The organism is Streptomyces sp. cg40, assembly GCF_050320165.1.
Classification (GTDB): domain Bacteria; phylum Actinomycetota; class Actinomycetes; order Streptomycetales; family Streptomycetaceae; genus Streptomyces; species Streptomyces hokutonensis.
Genome location: NZ_CP190128.1, coordinates 2,717,919 through 2,735,772, shown reverse-complemented (window position 1 = coordinate 2,735,772; position 17,854 = coordinate 2,717,919). Strand labels below are relative to the sequence as shown.

Sequence of the window (17,854 nt, the reverse complement as noted above, 5' to 3'; positions counted from 1 at the left end):
AGTTACACCCGCACCCGCTCGCCCTCACCCGCCACGGCGGACGGGGTCGGCTCCGGCGACTCGTCGTGGGTGAGGTCGGGGAGGCGGTGGAGCCACTTCGGGAAGTACCAGTTGCGTTCGCCGAGGAGGGCCATCACCGCGGGGAGCAGGACGCCGCGGATGACCGTGGCGTCGATGAGGACCGCCGCCGCGAGGCCGACGCCCATCTGCTTCATGGACTGCATGGACAGCGTGCCGAAGATCGCGAAGACGGCGACCATGATGATCGCGGCGCTGGTGACGACGCCGGCCGTGGTGACCACGCCGTGCTGGATCGCGTCGCGGGTCGTACGGCCGCGCAGGCGCGCCTCGCGGATGCGGGAGACGACGAACACGTGGTAGTCCATCGACAGGCCGAACAGGATCACGAAGAGGAACAGCGGCAGCCAGGTGACGATCGCGCCGACGCCCTCCGCGCCCACCAGAGAGGCGCCCCAGCCGTGCTGGAACACGGCCACGAGGATGCCGTAAGCGGCGCCCACCGAAAGGAGGTTGAGGACGATCGAGGTGATCGCGACCGTCAGCGAGCGGAACGAGAGCAGCATCAGCAGGAAGGCGAAGACCACCACGAACGCGAAGACCGGGACGACGGAGCCCAGGAGTTGGTCGTTGAAGTCCTTCGATCCCGCGACGTTCCCGGTGATCGGCGCCTGGACCCCGTCGACCTTGCCGAGGGTGGCGGGCCGTACGTCGTCGCGGAGTTTCTCCAGGCTCTTCGCGGCCTTGTCCTGGTCGGAGCCGCCGACGAGCGGGACGTAGACGAAGGCGACGTTCTGCGCGTCGTGCAGCTTGATGTCGACCGGGCCCAGCGAGGCACCCGAACTGACCGCCTCCGCCTTGAAGTTGGCGAGAGCCTCCTTGACCTCCGGCGCGTTGATGTCCTTCGCCTTGACGACGACCTCGGCCGGTTCGGAGCCGCCGGGGAAGGCGTCGTTGACGCGGTTGTAAGTCCCCACGATCGGGAGGGAGTTGCCGAACTCCTGGTCCAGGGTGAGGTTTTCGGTCTTCATGCCGACCGCGGGAGCGGCGATGGCCAGCAGCGCGCCGGCCGCGACGAGGACGGAGACCAGCGGCTTGGCGAGGACGCCCTTGAGGACGGCGGTCCAGAACCGGCTCTCGCCGTTGCCCCGGCGGCTGCGCCGGCGCAGGAACGGGATACGGCCCTTCTCGACCCGCTCGCCCAACAGCGAGAGCAGCGCGGGCAGTACAGTCACCGAGCCGACCATGGCGACCGCGACGACCATCAGCGAGGCCAGGCCCATCGCCTCGAACTCGGCGAGCCCGGTGAACAGCATGCCCGCCATCGCCACGCACACCGTGACACCGGAGACGATGATGGCGCGGCCACTGGTCGCCGCGGCGATCCGCAGCGCGGCCCCGGCGTCCCGGCCGGCCTCGCGCTCCTCGCGTTCGCGGCGCAGATAGAACAGGCAGTAGTCCACGCCGACGGCCAGACCGACCAGCAGCATCACGGAGTTGGCGGTGTCGCTCATCGGCTGGACGTGGCTGACGATGCCCATCAGACCCATCGTCGCGATGATCGCGGTGAGGGCAAGTGCCACCGGAAGCAGCGCCGCGACCAGCGCGCCGAAGGCGATGAGGAGGATGCCGAGGGCCACGGGTACGGCGGAGTACTCGGCCTTCTTGAAGTCGTCGCCGAACGCGTCCTTGTACTGCTTCGCCATGCTGGCGCCGCCGATCTCCTCGATCCGCAGCGAGTCATGGGCCTTCTGCACCCCGGCGACGGCGTTCAGCACCGGCTCCACCCGGTCGCCCGCGGTGTCCGAGTCCCCGCGCATGTCGAACTGGACGAGCGCGCTCCGGCCGTCCTTCGAGATCGTCTTCGTGTCGTACGGCGAGGTGACGTCGGTGACCTTGCCGGTCCCCTCGACGGCCTTGACGACGGCGGTGACCGCGGTGCGGAACTCGCTGTCCGTCGACGTGACCGACGCGTCCTTCGACTGGATCAGGATCGTCTCACTGGCCGGTTCCTTGATCCCGGCGTCGTCGATGATCTGCGCGGCGGTGTGCGTCTCGCCCTTCAGTTGGTCGTTCTCGTCGACGTCCACCCGGCCCGCCGCCGAACCGATTCCCATCGCCAGCACCACGAACAGCACCCAGATGCCGACCGCGGCCCACCGGTGCCGGGCACTCCAGCCGCCCGCCCGGGCGGCGATGCCCCGCACCCGCGAATCTCCGTTCCCCATGACGGGCTTGCCCCCTTGCGCACGGTGACAGCCCCCTGCCGCCACCTCATGGATCGAAGGTATGCGCGGAATAAGAACGTCCCCTCGTGCTGACCGGTGAAGTACCGGCGGCCCGGCTCCTCCGCACGGACCCCGGGCCCTCACCACTGGGGAGGACCGCGGCCCCTTACATCTATCCGGGCGCCTCGGGGGTGGTGGTCAGGGTGTCCGATGCGTCGGCAGGGGTCCGCTTTGTTATTAAGAAACCTTGTTGAACAAGTCACAGGTGCTTGTAGGTGTGCCCATAACTGTTGATCCGGAGCCACCTCATCCGCGAGAGTTTCCGCGCACCCGCGCACCACACGAAGCGGCCGTCGTGCCCACCCCCACGGGGCACGACGGCCGCTTTATGGTGTGCGGATGACGACGACGTATGCGGCGCTGCTGCGCGGGATCAACGTGGGCGGCAACAAGAAGCTCCCGATGGCCGAGTTGCGCGCGCTCCTCGAAGGCCTCGGACACGGCGACGTCCGCACCTACCTCCAGAGCGGCCAGGCGGTGTTCACGAGCGGCCACGGCGACGAGGAGTCGCTCGCGGCGGAGATCGCCCGGGCCGTCGAGGAGCGCTTCGGCTTCCCGGTCGACGTCGTCGTCCGCGACCACGCCTACCTCAAGGCCGTCGCCGACAACTGCCCTTTCCCGGCCGCCGAGTTGGAGGCCAAGCAGCTCCACGTCACGTACTACTCGCAGTCGGTCGCCGAGGACCGCTTCGCGGAGTTCGACCGGTCCGCCTTCCTCCCCGAGGAGTTCCGCCTCGGCGACCGCGCGCTGTACCTCTACGTCCCCGAGGGCCTCGGCCGTTCCAGGCTCGCCGTCGAACTGGCCCGGCCGCGCCTGAACAAAGGCCTGATCGCCACCACCCGCAACTGGAACACCGTGCTGAAACTCGTGGAGCTGACCGGCGGTTGAGATCCCTCCTGGAGGGAGAGATCCACCCTGTGCGAGGCTCGTCCCCATGCGCTACATCATCATCGGAGCAGGGGCGGTCGGCGGAGCCGTCGGTGGCCGGCTGGCCGGGGCGGGGTGCGAGGTCGTCCTTGTCGCGCGGGGTGCGCACCGGGCGGCGCTGGCCGGGCACGGGCTGCGGCTCAAGGTGCCGGACGGCGAGTCGACGTACCGGCTGCCGGTCGTCCAAGAGCCCGTGGAACTCGGCGAGTTGAGGCCCGACGACGTCCTCCTGCTCACCGTCAAGACGCAGGACAGCGAGGCCGCGCTCGCGGCCTGGGGACCCGCACCGGTCGCCGGCGGCGGTACGGCGGCCGAACGGCTGCCCGTCGTCTGCGCGCAGAACGGCGTGGAGAGCCAGCGCCTGGCCCTGCGCCGCTTCCGGCGGGTGTACGGCGTCTGCGTCTGGCTGCCCGCGACCTTCGTCGAACCGGGCGTGGTCGCCGCCGAGGGCGCTCCCCTCACCGGCATCCTGCACCTGGGCCGATTTCCGCACGGCACGGACAAGACCGCCCGGCTGATCGCGGCCGACCTGGAGAAGTCGAGGTTCGAGGCGCCGGTCGTGCCCGACGTGACGCGCTGGCAGTACTCCAAGCTGCTCGGCAACCTCGCCAACGCGATCGAGGCGGTCTCCGGGCCGCTCGGCAGTGAGGAGAGCTTCGCGTTCTACGGACGGCTGCGGGCCGAGGGCGTGGCCGTGCTCGACGCGGCCGGGGTCGCGTACACGAGCGCCGAGGAGGAGAAGGAGGTCCGCGGCGACAAGATCCAGCTGGTGGAGATCGGCGGCGTCGCCCGCGGCGGCGGTTCCTCCTGGCAGTCGCTGAACCGGGGCACCGGCACCATCGAGGCCGACTACCTCAACGGCGAGATCGCGCTGCTGGGGCGGCTGCACGGCGTACCGACCCCCCTCAACGACCTCCTGCAACGGCTCGCGAACGGCTTCGCGCGCGAGCGCCGGGCGGCCGGTTCGCTGCCGCTCGACGAGCTGGTCCGCCTCGCCGACGAGGCTGTCGCGTTTGTTCAAGAGTCCTGACGGCGCGCTGCCTAGCGTGGGGTGCATGAGCAACGACGACCTGCACTTGGACCGGTCGAACCACCACGACCTGCACCCGTACATGATCGAATGCGCCGCCGAGGCGGCCCGCGTCGCGCGCGGTGTCCGTGCGGCACAGCTCGACGACCCCACGCACTGTCCCGACTGGGACGTCCGCGCGATGGTCAACCACTGGGTCCTCTACACCTCGCACGGGCTGGAGCACCGCGCGCTGCGCAAGCAGCTCTCCGAGGAGCTGACCGCCCGCGACTTCACCGCCGACCCGGACTGGGCCAAGGCCTACGCCGCCCAGCTGGACCGGGCCGTCGCCGCCTGGGCCGACCCGGCGGTGTGGGAGGGCGAGATCGACCTCGGCATGGCGAAGATGCCGGCCGGTGAACTCGCCCCGATGATCATCAAGGAGCTGGCGGTGCACGGCTGGGACGTCGCCACGGCCACCGGCCAGGAGTACCGCGTCTCGGACGGCGCCGCCCGCCTCGTCCTCGACGTGGTCGACAAGCACGGCGCGCTCTACCGCCAGTACGACGGCTTCGCCGACCCCGTGCCCGTCCCGGACGACGCCCCGGTGTTCGAGCGGGCCCTCGCCGCCAGCGGACGGGACCCCCGGCAGACGGCGGTCGGTAAAGTGGACCACTGAGAAATCGCCTGATTGGGTCGATGCCTCGGCCCAATCGATGGCTAGCGTTCTCGGTATGAGCACTGACCCCGCCGTCCGCACCGACACCGCCGTCCGCGTCGACTTCTACTTCGACCCCGCCTGCCCCTTCGCCTGGATCACCTCCCGCTGGCTGCTGGAGGTCGAGCGCGAGCGCCCGCTCGACCTCCGCTTCCACGCGATGAGTCTCTACTTCCACAACATCGGCAACGAACTCCCGGACTGGTACCGGGAGCTGGTCGACAAGTCGATCGGCCCGGTACGCGTCGCCGTGGCCGCCGCCGAACAACACGGCGACAAGGTCCTGCGCGACCTGTACACCGCCTTCGGCGTCCGCATCCACGAGCGGCGCTACGACGACTTCGACGCCGTGATCGCCGAATCCCTGGCCGAACTCGGCCTGCCCGCCGCCCTCGCCGACGCCGCCCACGATCCGTCCTACGACGACGCCGTGCGCCGCAGTCACGAGGCGGGCGTCGAGGAGGAGTCGGGCGGATACGTGGGGACGCCGACCCTGCACGTCGACGGGACGGTGTGGTTCGGACCGGTGCTGCGGGCCATTCCGCGCGGCGCGAAGGCGGCCGAACTCTTCGACAGCTTCCGGGTGTTGGCCACCCACCCCGACCTCTTCGAGCTGAAGCGGACGCGTACCGGAGGACTGTCCTTCGACTGAACCCGGCGAGTTGAAGTCGCCCAGTGACAGAAACGCGGCGGGTGACGCAGTACAGAGAGCGACCCCCGCGACAAGGCTCACGCCGGCGGGGGCCGTGCTGCGGACGGGCCGTCCGGGGTCCGACATCACAGGGGAGTGCCGGACTTCGGGCGGCGCCTCCCTACCGGTCGCCGGGGCCGGTCACCCGCCGGGATGTTCCGCGCGCCGGCCCCGCCCCGACAGCCGTCCCGCGAGGCGCCCGAGCGTGCCCGGGCGGTTCCAGGCACGGAACGCGTCGAGCTTGCCGCGACCCGAGCGGTCCAGCGCCGCCTCGACCTCCCCCTGCTCCCGCGCCGACAGCGCCCGCACGGCCGGCCGCAGCACCTTGGTCAGCAGGGCGGTACGGGTCTCGTCCCAGCCGGGATACGTCCCGGGGAACGCGCTCCAGTCACAGAACCGGTCGGCGAGATATGCCGGGTCGGCCCGCAACCGGTCCCCCACCCGCTCCGAGCGGGCCGCCCGCTCGTAAGCCGCGAGCAGCCGCGGCTCGCCCGAACGGGCCAGCGCGTACAGCTCGTTCTCCGGTGCCGTTCCCGCCAGAAGCCGTGACGCCAGGGCCTGGAAGGCACGTTCGGCGACGGTGTCCGGCACCGGATCGGCGACCGTACCGGCCGTGAGGTCGAGCACCCGGCCGACCCACTCCTCGCCCTCGCTCCCGGTGCCCAGCCGCCCGGTGAACTCCAGCAGGATCAGGGCGGTGCGCCGGCCCGGCCCCAGTTCCGTGGTGAAGCAGCGGAGCAGATCGGTGGCGAGCGCCGGTATGCCGGGGTCGTCCGGGGGAGCGGCGAGGGCCGCCTCGATCAGCAACTCCCGGGTGCCGGCGGCTCGGTGGGTGTCGGAACCCAGTTCCTTCAGCAGCAGGCTCGCCTGCGCGCCGGTCGGCAGGTCACCGCCGGGCCAGGTGAGGCGGAGGGCCGTGCGCAGCACGACCGGATCGGCGTGCGGCGAGACCCCGGCCGTGCGGAGCAGACCGTGGAACCGGTCGAGCCGGTCGTCCGGCCCGTCCGGCGCGACACACATCCGCAAGTGCGGGAAGCCGGACTGCTGGAGGTCCAGCGGCAGCCCCGAACCCTTCAACACCCCTGCCGCGGGCGCCGGTTCGGCGGCGGCGAGCGTGTCGAGCGAACCGAACAGCGCGACTCTGAGCCCGGGGTGGGTGTGCACCGCGTCGAGGAGCGCGGGCGGACAACTCGCGTCAGGAGTCCCGCCGTTCGACGGGGACGCGGCCGGGGCGTTCACCAGCTCCCGCGCCAACCGCTCGGCCAGCTCCGGCAGTTCGTCCTGGCAGTCGACGTCGAGCAGGTCGGCGGCCCGCAGCAGCGCGAGAGGCCGTCCGGCGGCCGGCTCGGCCCTGTCCGCGATTCCGGCCCGCAGGGCGGGCGCGAGGTCGCGGGCCAGGCTGTCGTGGGCCCGCGCCGTGAGGGACCCGGCGCGCAGCGCGGGCACCGGCCCCTGCGCGAGGACCGCAGACGCCAGCACCCGCGCGGCGAGCGGCGCCGACACCGCAGCCGTCACCCGTCCGTCCAGCCGGGCCAACAGCGCGGCCAGCGCGACCTGTTCGGCCGCACCGGGCAGGCTCTCCGAGGGGGAGCCCAGGTGCGGCACCGGTCCGCCGCACAGCCCGGCGACCAACGCCGTCAGCGTGTCGTCCGGCAGCGCGTCCACCTGCCCGGCCGCCCAACTCGCCGCCGCCGCACGGGCGTCCGTACGCAGGTCGATCCCCGCGACGAGGGCGCTCACTGCCAACGGGCCAAGGCTTTCGGGGTCGTTGTGGAACAGGTCGGGGCGGCCCGCACGCCAGACGCGGGCGCACACCTCTGCCCAGGTGTCCGTGACCGGCCCGGACGGCTTCCGGCCCGTGCAGTTGTGCACCCGGTAGCGCCCGTCGTCGGTGACGGTCTCGGAGGACGGCAGCGCGCCGACCAACTGGTGACGGACCTGCCGGGGGTCACGGGTGTACGTCGTGAAGGTGAGCCGGTGCGCCTGTTCGCGCGGCAGGACCGTACAGGCGAGCGCGATCCAGCGGGCCACGTCGGCGCTGTCCTGCTCCACCACCACGATCTGCCCGGCGCCCGGGTCGGCGGCCACCGCCCGCAGATCGGCGAAGAACGGGGCGAGCCGCTCGGCCCGGGACACCGCGAACGGCACCAGCGCCTCCTTGCGCAGCAGCCCCGACGGTTCGACCCGCTCGACGGGACCGGCCCCGCCGTCCGGGGGAGTCGACTCGGCCCAACGCGGGGACTCCCAGGTGGAGATGGGCAGCACACCGTCCGGCAGCCGGGTCCCGGCGGGCAGCAGGAGGGCATGCGCGTGGAAGGAGAGCGGACCGCCGGCCCAGTCCATGCCGGTGCACACCGAGCGGCTCAACAGCCGCTCGCCGTCGGTGAGTTCGCTGAAGCTGAAGACCGTGGGGAATCTCTTGAGCTGCTCGGCGTCGGCGTGCTGCGGACTGTCGGGCGGTGGCTCGTACCCGAGGAGCCGCTCGGCCTCCCGCAGCACCCCGGGCGGCACCTCAGCGCCGACCGCCGTGAACCGGGGGCCGGAATCCTCGGCCCCGGACGGCGCCGAAGCGTAGTGCAGCTGGGCCGGCGCAGGCCCTTCACGATGCCCGAACTCCTGACCCGCCACCTGTACTTGCTCCCCACTAGCCCTCAGAGGCACCATCCCAGCAGATCCGGGAGCCGGGGGAGACCCCTTTCGGGGAATCCGGGCAGGTGGGAACCGTGAAGACGCTACGCGCCGACGGCCGCGAGCGCCGGAGCCAGGGCCGCCGCGTCGTAGCGCTCCAGCAGCACCCGCGCCACCTCCGGCGCCGGACCCAGCACCTCGGCCAGCACATCCGCCTCCGCCGCGCCCCGCGCGATGCGGTCGGGGAGGAAGCCGGGGGCCAGGACGTAGGGCGCGACCGCGACACGTTCGCAGCCCAGGGACCGCAGTTCACGCACCGCGTCCTCGGTGCGGGGCAGGGCCGCCGACGCGAACGCGGGCCGCACGGCGCACCAACCCGTCCGCCACCACTTCCGCGCCAGGTCGTCGATCACCGCGATCGCCTCCGGGTCGGTCGACCCCGCCGAGGCCAGTACGACCCCGGTCGACGCCTTGTCGGCGGGCGTCAACCCGGCCTCGTGCAAACGCCGTTCGAGAGCCCGCAACAGCAACGGGGACGGGCCCAGTACCTCCGCCTGCCGGATGCGGAGCCGTGACGGTGCGCCCGCGAGGACCGCCGGGATGTCCGCCTTCGCGTGGAACGCGCGGGTGAGGAGGAGGGGGAGGGCCACGACGTCCCGTACGCCCTCCGCCGCCAGGGACTCCAACACCCCCTGCACGGAAGGGACGTTGAAGTCCAGGAAGCCGGTCTCCACGCGCAGCCCGGGCCGCCGCGACCGTACCCGCCGCACGAGGGCGTGGACGGTCGCGGCGTGCCGCGGATCGCGGCTGCCGTGGGCGATGACGAGGAGGACCGGCCTCTGGTGCATGCGGATCAGCTCAGCTCTTCACCAGCAGACCGCGGCTGCGCAGCACCCACCGCTCCAGCGGGCTGAAGATCAGCAGGTCGATGGCGATACCGACGAACAGGATCAGGATGATGGCCTCGAAGACCATCGCCATGTCGCTGTTGGTGCGGCCGTTCTCCAGCAGCTGGCCGAGGCCCACGCCCAAGTCCGGGAACTGCGCGATGATCTCGGCCGCCATCAGCGAGCGCCAGGAGAACGCCCAGCCCTGCTTCAGGCCTGCCACATAGCCGGGGAGCGCGGCGGGCAGGGTGACGTGCCAGATGCCCCTGACGCCGGTCGCGCCCATCGTGCGGCCCGCCCGCAGGAACAGCGGTGGCACCTGGTCGACGCCGGAGACCAGGCCGTTGGCGATCGAGGGGACCGCGCCGAGCAGGATCACCGCGTACATCATCGAGTTGTTCAGACCCAGCCAGATCACGGCCGGCGGCACCCACGCCACCGACGGCAGAGACTGGAGGCCGGACAGGATCGGGCCGATCGCCGCGCGCACGAACTTCACCCGCGCCACCAGCAGCCCCAGCGGGGTGCCGATCAGCAGCGCGAAGAAGAAGCCCAGCAGACCGCGCGAGACGCTGGTCCAGATGTAGCCGAGGAGATCGCCCTGGAGCCAGGCGTTCTTGAACTCGGTGCCGACCGCGCCCGGCGAGGGCAGCTTGCTCGGGTCGTCGACGATCGGGGTCAGGATCAGCCAGACGACCATGACCACCGCGAGGGCGACGATCGGCGGGAAGATCTTGTTGACGAAGGTCTGCCGGAGGGTCGGGCGGCCGGTGACCGTGGTCTCCAGAGCGTCCAGGCCGGCCTCGACGCTGCCGGCGTCCTTGACCGTCGTCGTCTCAGTGCTGGCCATGACGGCGGATCTCCCCACGCAGTACATCGGTGATCTCAAGGGACAGTTCGGCCACGGGCGCGTCCTCGATGCGGCGCGGCTGCGGGATGTCGACCGTCCACTCGCGGGCGATCCGGCCGGGCCGCGAGGACAGCAGGATCACCCGCTGGGCGAGCCGTACCGCCTCCCGCACGTTGTGCGTGACGAACAGGACGGACAGGCCCGTCTCGCCCCAGATACGGGTCAGTTCGTCGTGCAGGACGTCCCGCGTGATGGCGTCGAGCGCCGCGAACGGCTCGTCCATCAGCAGGATGCGGCTCTCCTGGGCGAGCGCGCGGGCCATCGCGACCCGCTGGCGCATACCGCCGGACAGCTCGTGCACCCGCTTGCCGTACGCGCCCGGCAGCCGGACCAGTTCGAGCAGTTCCTCGGTCCGGCCGCGCCGCTCCTCCTTCGGAACTCCCCGCAGGCGCAGGGCGAGTTCGATGTTCTTGCCCGCGGTGAGCCAGGGGAACAGGGCGTGCTCCTGGAACATCAGCGCGGGGCGGCCGTCCGTGGTGATGGACCCGGTGGTGGGTTTGTCGAGGCCCGCCACCAGGTTCAGCAGGGTGGACTTGCCGCAGCCCGAGGCCCCCAGGAGGGTGACGAACTCGCCGGGCGCGACATCGATGGTGATGTCGTCCAGGACGAGCTGCTGCCCGCCCGGCGTCGCGAAGGACTTCGAGACGTGCTCAAGGCGTGCCGCGTGCTCGACCGTCTCGGTGGTCGCCCTTGCGAGGGTCGTGGCCATGGTCGTCACCTCCTGGGAAGTCATCGGGATCCCTCGATCAGCTCGTGCCGAGACCGGCGGCGTCGACCGTGCTCTCACCGTCGGCCTTGAGGACCTTGTTGAGGAGCGTGAGGTCGTAGATGCCGCTCAGGTCGGGCTTCTCCAGCAGGCCCGCCTTCACCGCGTGCGCCGCCTCGGTGTTGAGGGTCGAGGCCAGCGGGTCGTTGGTGAACTGGATCGAACTCCACGCCGGGTCAAGGACGTTGGCGGGCAGCGCCTTGCCGGAGTCGGCCTCCAGCTGCTTGTTCGCCGCCGCCTTCGCCTCGGTCGGGCTGGCGTTGATCCACTTGTTGGCCGCGACCGAGCCCTTCAGCACGGCCTCGACGACCTTCGGGTGCGCCTTGAGGAACTTCTGAGACACGATGATGTTCGTGATCACGAACTTCTTGTCGGGCCACAGCGTCGACTCGTCGAGCAGTACCTTGCCGCCCTCGGCGACCAGCTTCGACGCGGTCGGCTCCGGCACCCACGCGCCGTCGATCGAACCGGCCTTGAAGGCGTCCGGGGTGATCTTGTTGTCGGTGCGGACGACGGTCACGTCACCCTTGCCGCTCTGCGCGTCGACCTTCCAGCCCTGGTCCGCGATCCAGTTGAGGAACGCCACGTCCTGCGTGTTGCCCAGCTGAGGCGTCGCGATCTTCTTGCCCTTGACGTCCGCCAGGGACTTGACCTTCTTCGGGTTCACGACCAGTTTCACGCCGCCCGACGCCGCACCGCCGATGATCTTCAGGCTCTTGCCGTCGGACTTGGTGTAGCCGTTCACCGCCGGGGAGGGACCGATGTAACCGATGTCGATGGACCCCGAGTTGAGGGCCTCGATCTCGGAGGGGCCCGCGTTGAAGGTCGCGTACTCGGCCTTGGTGGCGCCCAGTTCCTTCTGGAACAGGCCCTGCTCACGGCCGACCAGCGCGGTCGCGTGGGTCAGGTTGCCGAAGTAGCCGATCTTCACGGAGGCGAGACCGTCGATCTTGGAGGACCCGGCGGCGACCTTCTCGTTGGAGTTGGTGCTCTTCGAGTCCGACCCGTAACCGCACGCGGCGAGGGTGAGCAGAGGGAGCGCGGCGGCCACGGCTATGCCGCGGCGCAGGAATGTCGAGCGGATGGCAGGCACGGGAGGGTTTCCTCTCGTTGGCCCGGCGGTCACGGTCTCAGGTCGTGGCCGGGAGGTCGGCAGGTCTTCGTTTTCGTCGCGTCCGGGACGGCGGGTGGGGGGACGGGGCGCGCAAGCGGTGCGCGTACGTCAGCCCGCACATCGCGCCACTCCGCCCTGCCCGCTGCCGAGGGCGCCGCTGCCGACCCGGCCGCCCTCCTTCGCGAACGTGGAGTAGAAGTCCCTCGACGTCATGTCAGAAGTCCCAACCGTCGTCGTCCGTACCGTCCTTGACGGGCTCCGGCGCCGCGAACGACTCGCCGACCATGCCGGCGGTCAGCGTCGTGCCGTCCGCCGGGTCGATCAGGATGAACGACCCCGTACGGCGCGAGTCCGCGTACGAGTCCACCGGCAGCGGCTCCGCGGTGCGGATCTTCACGCGGCCGATGTCGTTGGCGACGAGCTGTCCCGGATGCGGGTGCAGGGACAGGTCGTCGAGTGTGAGGCGGGACGGGATGTCCTTCACGATCGCCTTGACCGTGCGGGTGCCGTGCTTGAGGAGCACCCGGTGGCCCACGGTCAGCGGCTGGTCGGCGACATGGCAGACGGTCGCCTCGATGTCCTGCGTGGTCGCCGGGGCGTCCTTGCTGGGCACGATCAGGTCGCCGCGCGAGATGTCGATGTCGTCCTCCAGGAGGACGGTCACCGACTGCGTGGTCCAGGCGGTCCGCACCGGCTTGCCGAGCAGGTCGATGCCCGAGATCCTCGTGGCCCGCCCCGACGGCAGCACCGTCACCGCCTCGCCCACCCGGAACGTACCGGCCGCGATCTGGCCCGCGTACCCCCGGTAGTCCGGCAGGTCGGCGCTCTGCGGCCGGATCACGTACTGCACGGGCAGCCGCGCGTGGCAGTGACTCAGGTCGTGGGCGACCGGCACCGACTCCAGGTGCTCCAGGAAGGTCGGCCCGCCGTACCAGTCCATGTTCGCGGACGGGTCCACCACGTTGTCCCCGGCCAGCGCCGAGATCGGGATCGCGGTGATCTCCGGGACGCCCAGCTCGCTCGCGTACGCCGTGAACTCCTCGGCGATGGAGGCGAACACGGACTCCTTGTACTCGACGAGGTCCATCTTGTTGACCGCGAGCACCACGTGCGGCACCCGCAGCAGCGCGGCGATCGCCGCGTGCCGCCGGGTCTGCTCGACGACTCCGTTGCGCGCGTCGACGAGGATCACCGTCAGCTCGGCCGTGGAGGCACCCGTCACCATGTTGCGGGTGTACTGCACGTGGCCGGGCGTGTCGGCGAGGATGAACCGCCTGCGGGGGGTGGCGAAGTAGCGGTACGCCACGTCGATGGTGATGCCCTGTTCGCGTTCGGCGCGCAGGCCGTCGGTGAGGAGGGCGAGGTCGGGGGCGTCCTGGCCGCGGTCGGCCGACACCCGCTGTACGGCTTCGAGTTGATCGGTCAGCACCGACTTGGAGTCGTGCAGCAGCCGTCCTACGAGCGTGGACTTGCCGTCGTCGACCGAACCGGCCGTCGCGAACCGCAGGAGGGTCGTCTCGGTGAGTTCCGTGATGGTGCTCATGGTTAGAAGTACCCCTCGCGCTTGCGGTCTTCCATCGCGGCCTCGGACAGCTTGTCGTCGGCACGCGTGGCGCCCCGCTCGGTCAGCCGGGAGGCCGCGATCTCGGTGATGACCTGCTCCAGCGTCACCGCGTCGGAGTCCACGGCACCGGTGCACGACATGTCACCGACGGTCCGGTACCGGATGAGCCGCTTCTCCACGGTCTCGTCCGCCTTCGGCCCGCCCCACTCACCGGCGGTCAGCCACATGCCACCGCGACTGAACACCTCACGCTCGTGCGCGAAGTAGATGTCCGGGAGCTCGATGCCCTCGCGGGCGATGTACTGCCAGACGTCCAGCTCGGTCCAGTTGGACAGCGGGAACACGCGGACGTGCTCACCGGCCGCGTGCCGCCCGTTGTAGAGGTTCCACAGCTCGGGCCGCTGCCTGCGCGGATCCCACTGCGAGAACTCGTCACGAAGGCTGAACACCCGCTCCTTCGCGCGGGCCTTCTCCTCGTCCCGACGACCGCCACCGAAGACCGCGTCGAACTTCTCGGCCTGGATCTTCTCGGTCAGCGGCAGGGTCTGGAGCGGGTTGCGGGTCCCGTCCGGCCGTTCGCGCAGCACACCGCGGTCGATGTAGTCCTGTACGGAGGCCACATGGAGGCGCAGCCCATGTGCGGCGACCACACGGTCCCGGTACTCAAGGACCTCGGGGAAGTTGTGTCCGGTGTCCACATGCAGCAGGGAGAAGGGAACGGGCGCGGGCGCGAACGCCTTCAGCGCCAGGTGCAGCATGACGATCGAGTCCTTGCCGCCGGAGAAGAGAATCACCGGCCGCTCGAACTCACCCGCCACCTCACGGAAGATGTGCACCGCCTCGGACTCCAGAGCGTCCAGGTGCGAGAGGGCGTACGGCGTGTCCGTACCCTCGTCGGTCTTGGCGACGGTCGCCGTCATGCCAGTCCCCTCTCGGTGAGCAGCGCGTGGAGTGCCGCTGCCGACTCCTGCACGGTCTGGTGCTGCGACTCGATCCGCAGGTCCGGCGACTCGGGCTCCTCGTACGGGTCGTCGACCCCGGTGAGCCCGGTGAGTTCACCGGCGGCCTGCTTGGCGTAGAGACCCTTCACATCGCGTACGGAGCACACGTCGACCGGGGTCGCCACATGCACCTCGATGTACGCGGCGCCGCTCTCCTGGTGCCGCTTGCGGACGGCCTCGCGGCTGTCGGCGTACGGCGCGATCACCGGGACGAGCGCCTTGACGCCGTTGCGGGCGAGCAGTTCGGCGAGGAAGCCGATGCGCTGCACGTTGGTGTGCCGGTCCTCGCGGCTGAAGCCGAGGCCCGCCGAGATGAACTCGCGGATCTCGTCGCCGTCGAGCACCTCGACGAGGTGGCCCTCCTCGCGCAGCCGGCCTGCCAGCTCGTACGCGATGGTGGTCTTGCCGGCACTCGGCAGACCCGTGAGCCAGACGGTGGCTCCGGTCGTCACGTGCGACTCCTTCTCGGTGATGGTCATTCGTGCAGCCCGCACTCGGTCTTCCCGCGCCCCGCCCAGCGGCCGGCGCGCGCGTCCTCGCCCGCGAGGACCCGGCGGGTGCAGGGGGCGCAGCCGACGGACGCGTAGCCGTCCATCAGCAACGGGTTGGTCAGAACGCCGTGTTCGGCCACGTACGCGTCCACGTCGTCCTGGGTCCAGCGGGCGATGGGCGAGATCTTGACCTTCTGGCGCTTCTCGTCCCAGCCGACGACCGGGGTGTTCGCCCGGGTCGGGGACTCGTCGCGGCGCAGTCCGGTCGCCCAGGCCGCGTACTTGGTGAGGCCCTGTTCCAACGGCTGCACCTTGCGGAGCTTGCAGCACAGGTCGGGGTCGCGGTCGTGCAGTTGCGGGCCGTACTCGGCGTCCTGCTCGGCGACCGACTGGCGCGGGGTGAGGGTGATGACGTTGACGTCCATCACGGCCTCGACCGCGTCACGGGTGCCGATGGTCTCGGGGAAGTGGTAGCCGGTGTCGAGGAACACCACGTCGACGCCGGGCATCGCGCGGGAGGCGAGGTGGGCGACCACCGCGTCCTCCATCGAGGAGGTCACACAGAACTGCTTGCCGAAGGTCTGCACCGCCCACTGGAGGATCTCAAGGGCGGAGGCGTCCTCAAGATCCTTCCCCGCCTGCTCGGCGAGGGCCTTCAAGTCGTCGGTGGGGCGCGCTTTCTGAGTCGTCGTCATATCTGTTCTCCCCCTGCGTCGGTCTGCTTCAGACCCCGGGCGAGGAGCCCGAGGAACTTCAGCTGAAAGGCCCGATTGCATGCCGCGCATTCCCATGCGCCATGGCCCTGCTCATTGGGACGCAGGTCCTCGTCACCGCAGTAGGGGCAGTAGAAGGGGGCGGCGCGCTCGCTCACGACAACGCCTCCTCGCTGGCTCGCGTGGCCCAGGCGGCGAAGCGCTCGCCGTCCTCGCGCTCCTGCTGGAACCGGGTGAGGACCCGCTCGACGTAGTCGGGCAGTTCCTCCGAAGTGACCTTCAGGCCACGGACCTTGCGGCCGAAACCGGCCTCCAGACCGAGGGCACCGCCGAGGTGCACCTGGAAGCCCTCGACCTGCTCGCCCTGGTCGTTGAGGACCAACTGGCCCTTGAGACCGATGTCCGCGACCTGGATACGGGCGCAGGCGTTCGGGCAGCCGTTGATGTTGATGGTGATCGGCTCGTCGAACTCCGGGATGCGGCCCTCCAGTTCGTCGATGAGCGTGATGCCGCGCTGCTTGGTCTCGACGATCGCGAGCTTGCAGTACTCGATGCCGGTGCAGGCCATGGTGCCGCGCCGGAACGGGGACGGCTTCGCGGTGAGACCCAGTGCCTCCAGGCCCTCCACCAGCGAGTCGATCCGGCTCTCCTCGACGTCGAGCACGATCATCTTCTGCTCGACGGTCGTACGCAGCCGGCCCGAGCCGTGCGCCTGCGCCAGTTCGGCGATCTTGGTGAGCGTGGTGCCGTCGACGCGGCCGACACGCGGGGCGAAACCGACGTAGAACAGGCCGTCCCGCTGGCGGTGGACGCCGACGTGGTCGCGCCAGCGGGCGACCGGCTGGTCGGGGGCGGGGCCGTCGATCAGCTTGCGCCCGAGGTAGTCGTCCTCGAGGATCTGGCGGAACTTCTCGATGCCCCAGTCGGCGACCAGGAACTTGAGGCGGGCGCGGGTGCGCAGCCGCCGGTAGCCGTGGTCGCGGAAGATCGAGATGACGCCCTCGTAGACGTCGGGGACCTCGTCGAGCGGGACCCAGGCACCGAGGCGCTGGCCGATCTTCGGGTTGGTGGAGAGGCCGCCGCCGACCCAGACGTCGAAGCCGGGGCCGTGCTCGGGGTGGTTCACGCCGACGAAGGCGATGTCGTTGATCTCGTGCGCCACGTCCAGCAGCGGCGAGCCGGAGATCGCGGACTTGAACTTGCGGGGCAGGTTCGAGAAGTCCTTGTTGCCGATGATCCGGCGGTGGATCTCCTCGATCGCGGGGGTGCCGTCGATGATCTCGTCCTCGGCGATGCCCGCGACGGGCGAGCCGAGGATCACGCGGGGCGTGTCGCCGCAGGCCTCGGTGGTGGAGAGACCGACCGCTTCCAGGCGGTTCCAGATCTCGGGCACGTCCTCGATGCGGATCCAGTGGTACTGCACGTTCTGCCGGTCGGTGAGGTCGGCCGTGCCGCGCGCGAACTCCTGCGAGATCTCGCCGATCACCCGCAGCTGGTCCGTGGTGAGCCGGCCGCCGTCGATACGGACGCGCAGCATGAAGTACTTGTCGTCCAGCTCCTCCGGCTCCAGGATCGCGGTCTTGCCGCCGTCGATCCCGGGCTTGCGCTGGGTGTACAGCCCCCACCAGCGCATACGGCCGCGCAGGTCGTTCGGGTCGATGGAGTCGAAGCCGCGCTTGGAGTAGATCGTCTCAATGCGTGTCCGTACATTGAGACCGTCGTCGTCCTTCTTGAACTGCTCGTTGCCGTTGAGCGGAGTGAAGTGTCCGGCGGCCCACTGACCCTCACCGCGGTGACGGCTCACCTTGCGGCGGGGCGCTGCGGATGCAGGGTTCTCGGGGGTGGCGGCCATGGTTCTACGTCCTCCGGGACAGGCGGGTGATCGGCTCTGACCTGCGCGTACGGGCGCATGCGGGCATACGTGCGCGTCTTTGCGCAGGGTGGGGCAGATACGGGAATTCCGGGGGGTTGCGGCTCGGCTAGCCCGCCGGACAGATGGCGCTGGACATGCGGCCGAGGTCGACGTGCCGCCGACTCACCAAGGCAATCCCAGTTCCAGACATGACGGAAGCGTGTCACGGCGATCTGGACACAGTCCAGCTTCGTCCGCCATGCGGACACCCTGGTCC

17 protein-coding genes are annotated in these 17,854 nt (G+C 70.4%); 4 read left to right on the top strand and 13 right to left on the bottom strand.

Translation table 11 applies throughout. The annotated features are described in order from the left end of the window. Positions 1–2: 2 nt before the first annotated feature. Positions 3–2,246, bottom strand: a complete 2,244-nt coding sequence (locus tag ACQHII_RS12070) for an MMPL family transporter (protein ID WP_427919309.1) — start codon at positions 2,244–2,246, stop codon at positions 3–5. Between the two features lie 399 nt (positions 2,247–2,645). On the opposite strand from ACQHII_RS12070, the gene ACQHII_RS12065 reads away from it, so the two are divergent. Genes ACQHII_RS12065 through ACQHII_RS12050 form a run of 4 tightly spaced genes read left to right on the top strand, consistent with a single transcriptional unit; the run spans position 2,646 to position 5,612 of the window. Continuing rightward, positions 2,646–3,194, top strand: a complete 549-nt coding sequence (locus ACQHII_RS12065) for a DUF1697 domain-containing protein (RefSeq protein ID WP_427919308.1) — start codon at positions 2,646–2,648, stop codon at positions 3,192–3,194. Between the two features lie 46 nt (positions 3,195–3,240). Beyond that, positions 3,241–4,263, top strand: a complete 1,023-nt coding sequence (locus ACQHII_RS12060; RefSeq protein WP_427919307.1) for a ketopantoate reductase family protein — start codon at positions 3,241–3,243, stop codon at positions 4,261–4,263. 25 nt (positions 4,264–4,288) lie between these two features. Next, entirely contained in the window at positions 4,289–4,921 is a 633-nt protein-coding gene (locus ACQHII_RS12055; protein ID WP_427919306.1) for a TIGR03086 family metal-binding protein, read from the top strand. A gap of 55 nt (positions 4,922–4,976) precedes the next feature. Then, positions 4,977–5,612 carry a DsbA family protein gene (locus tag ACQHII_RS12050; RefSeq protein ID WP_427919305.1) on the top strand — a complete coding sequence of 212 codons (636 nt, stop codon included), beginning with the start codon at positions 4,977–4,979 and terminating at the stop codon, positions 5,610–5,612. Positions 5,613–5,792: 180 nt separating this feature from the next. Here ACQHII_RS12050 and ACQHII_RS12045 read toward each other — a convergent pair whose 3' ends face one another. The 12 genes from ACQHII_RS12045 to ACQHII_RS11990 all read right to left on the bottom strand — a co-directional run bounded on the left by ACQHII_RS12045 (position 5,793) and on the right by ACQHII_RS11990 (position 17,788). Beyond that, positions 5,793–8,279, bottom strand: coding sequence for a GTPase-associated protein 1-related protein (locus ACQHII_RS12045; protein WP_427919304.1), 2,487 nt, complete (start codon positions 8,277–8,279; stop codon positions 5,793–5,795). 104 nt (positions 8,280–8,383) lie between these two features. Further along, positions 8,384–9,127: a sirohydrochlorin chelatase gene (locus ACQHII_RS12040; protein ID WP_427919303.1), complete on the bottom strand. Its 744-nt coding sequence runs from the start codon at positions 9,125–9,127 to the stop codon at positions 8,384–8,386. Between the two features lie 10 nt (positions 9,128–9,137). After that, positions 9,138–10,016, bottom strand: coding sequence for an ABC transporter permease (locus tag ACQHII_RS12035; protein WP_427919302.1), 879 nt, complete (start codon positions 10,014–10,016; stop codon positions 9,138–9,140). Further along, positions 10,003–10,809 carry an ABC transporter ATP-binding protein gene (locus tag ACQHII_RS12030; RefSeq protein WP_427919301.1) on the bottom strand — a complete coding sequence of 269 codons (807 nt, stop codon included), beginning with the start codon at positions 10,807–10,809 and terminating at the stop codon, positions 10,003–10,005. Before ACQHII_RS12030 ends, ACQHII_RS12035 begins: the two co-directional genes overlap by 14 nt. A gap of 13 nt (positions 10,810–10,822) precedes the next feature. Then, positions 10,823–11,935, bottom strand: coding sequence for an aliphatic sulfonate ABC transporter substrate-binding protein (locus tag ACQHII_RS12025; protein WP_427919300.1), 1,113 nt, complete (start codon positions 11,933–11,935; stop codon positions 10,823–10,825). Between the two features lie 235 nt (positions 11,936–12,170). Then, entirely contained in the window at positions 12,171–13,499 is a 1,329-nt protein-coding gene (locus ACQHII_RS12020) for a sulfate adenylyltransferase subunit 1 (RefSeq protein ID WP_427919299.1), read from the bottom strand. Between the two features lie 2 nt (positions 13,500–13,501). Further along, entirely contained in the window at positions 13,502–14,440 is a 939-nt protein-coding gene (gene cysD / locus ACQHII_RS12015) for a sulfate adenylyltransferase subunit CysD (protein ID WP_427919298.1), read from the bottom strand. Beyond that, positions 14,437–15,000: an adenylyl-sulfate kinase gene (gene cysC / locus ACQHII_RS12010; protein ID WP_427919297.1), complete on the bottom strand. Its 564-nt coding sequence runs from the start codon at positions 14,998–15,000 to the stop codon at positions 14,437–14,439. The genes cysD and cysC overlap by 4 nt, the downstream gene beginning before the upstream one ends. Continuing rightward, positions 14,997–15,707, bottom strand: coding sequence for a phosphoadenylyl-sulfate reductase (locus ACQHII_RS12005; RefSeq protein ID WP_427919296.1), 711 nt, complete (start codon positions 15,705–15,707; stop codon positions 14,997–14,999). The genes cysC and ACQHII_RS12005 overlap by 4 nt, the downstream gene beginning before the upstream one ends. Next, a complete protein-coding gene (locus ACQHII_RS12000) occupies positions 15,704–15,883 on the bottom strand; it encodes a hypothetical protein (RefSeq protein ID WP_427919295.1) in 180 nt (59 codons plus the stop codon). Before ACQHII_RS12000 ends, ACQHII_RS12005 begins: the two co-directional genes overlap by 4 nt. Next, entirely contained in the window at positions 15,880–17,577 is a 1,698-nt protein-coding gene (locus ACQHII_RS11995; protein WP_427919294.1) for a nitrite/sulfite reductase, read from the bottom strand. Before ACQHII_RS11995 ends, ACQHII_RS12000 begins: the two co-directional genes overlap by 4 nt. 127 nt (positions 17,578–17,704) lie before the next feature. Continuing rightward, positions 17,705–17,788, bottom strand: coding sequence for a putative leader peptide (locus ACQHII_RS11990; RefSeq protein ID WP_309500612.1), 84 nt, complete (start codon positions 17,786–17,788; stop codon positions 17,705–17,707). Positions 17,789–17,854 lie beyond the last annotated feature (66 nt).

What these genes read in the sequence shown, in the direction of transcription:
- ACQHII_RS12050 (WP_427919305.1), top strand. Translation starts at nt 4,977, where the DNA reads ATGAGCACTGACCCCGCCGTCCGCACCGACACCGCCGTCCGCGTCGAC.
- ACQHII_RS12020 (WP_427919299.1), bottom strand. Translation starts at nt 13,499, where the DNA reads ATGAGCACCATCACGGAACTCACCGAGACGACCCTCCTGCGGTTCGCG.
- ACQHII_RS11995 (WP_427919294.1), bottom strand. Translation starts at nt 17,577, where the DNA reads ATGGCCGCCACCCCCGAGAACCCTGCATCCGCAGCGCCCCGCCGCAAG.
- ACQHII_RS11990 (WP_309500612.1), bottom strand. Translation starts at nt 17,788, where the DNA reads ATGTCTGGAACTGGGATTGCCTTGGTGAGTCGGCGGCACGTCGACCTC.
- ACQHII_RS12060 (WP_427919307.1), top strand. Translation starts at nt 3,241, where the DNA reads ATGCGCTACATCATCATCGGAGCAGGGGCGGTCGGCGGAGCCGTCGGT.
- ACQHII_RS12035 (WP_427919302.1), bottom strand. Translation starts at nt 10,016, where the DNA reads ATGGCCAGCACTGAGACGACGACGGTCAAGGACGCCGGCAGCGTCGAG.
- ACQHII_RS12040 (WP_427919303.1), bottom strand. Translation starts at nt 9,127, where the DNA reads ATGCACCAGAGGCCGGTCCTCCTCGTCATCGCCCACGGCAGCCGCGAT.
- ACQHII_RS12065 (WP_427919308.1), top strand. Translation starts at nt 2,646, where the DNA reads ATGACGACGACGTATGCGGCGCTGCTGCGCGGGATCAACGTGGGCGGC.
- ACQHII_RS12055 (WP_427919306.1), top strand. Translation starts at nt 4,289, where the DNA reads ATGAGCAACGACGACCTGCACTTGGACCGGTCGAACCACCACGACCTG.
- ACQHII_RS12005 (WP_427919296.1), bottom strand. Translation starts at nt 15,707, where the DNA reads ATGACGACGACTCAGAAAGCGCGCCCCACCGACGACTTGAAGGCCCTC.
- cysD (WP_427919298.1), bottom strand. Translation starts at nt 14,440, where the DNA reads ATGACGGCGACCGTCGCCAAGACCGACGAGGGTACGGACACGCCGTAC.
- cysC (WP_427919297.1), bottom strand. Translation starts at nt 15,000, where the DNA reads ATGACCATCACCGAGAAGGAGTCGCACGTGACGACCGGAGCCACCGTC.
- ACQHII_RS12070 (WP_427919309.1), bottom strand. Translation starts at nt 2,246, where the DNA reads ATGGGGAACGGAGATTCGCGGGTGCGGGGCATCGCCGCCCGGGCGGGC.
- ACQHII_RS12030 (WP_427919301.1), bottom strand. Translation starts at nt 10,809, where the DNA reads ATGACTTCCCAGGAGGTGACGACCATGGCCACGACCCTCGCAAGGGCG.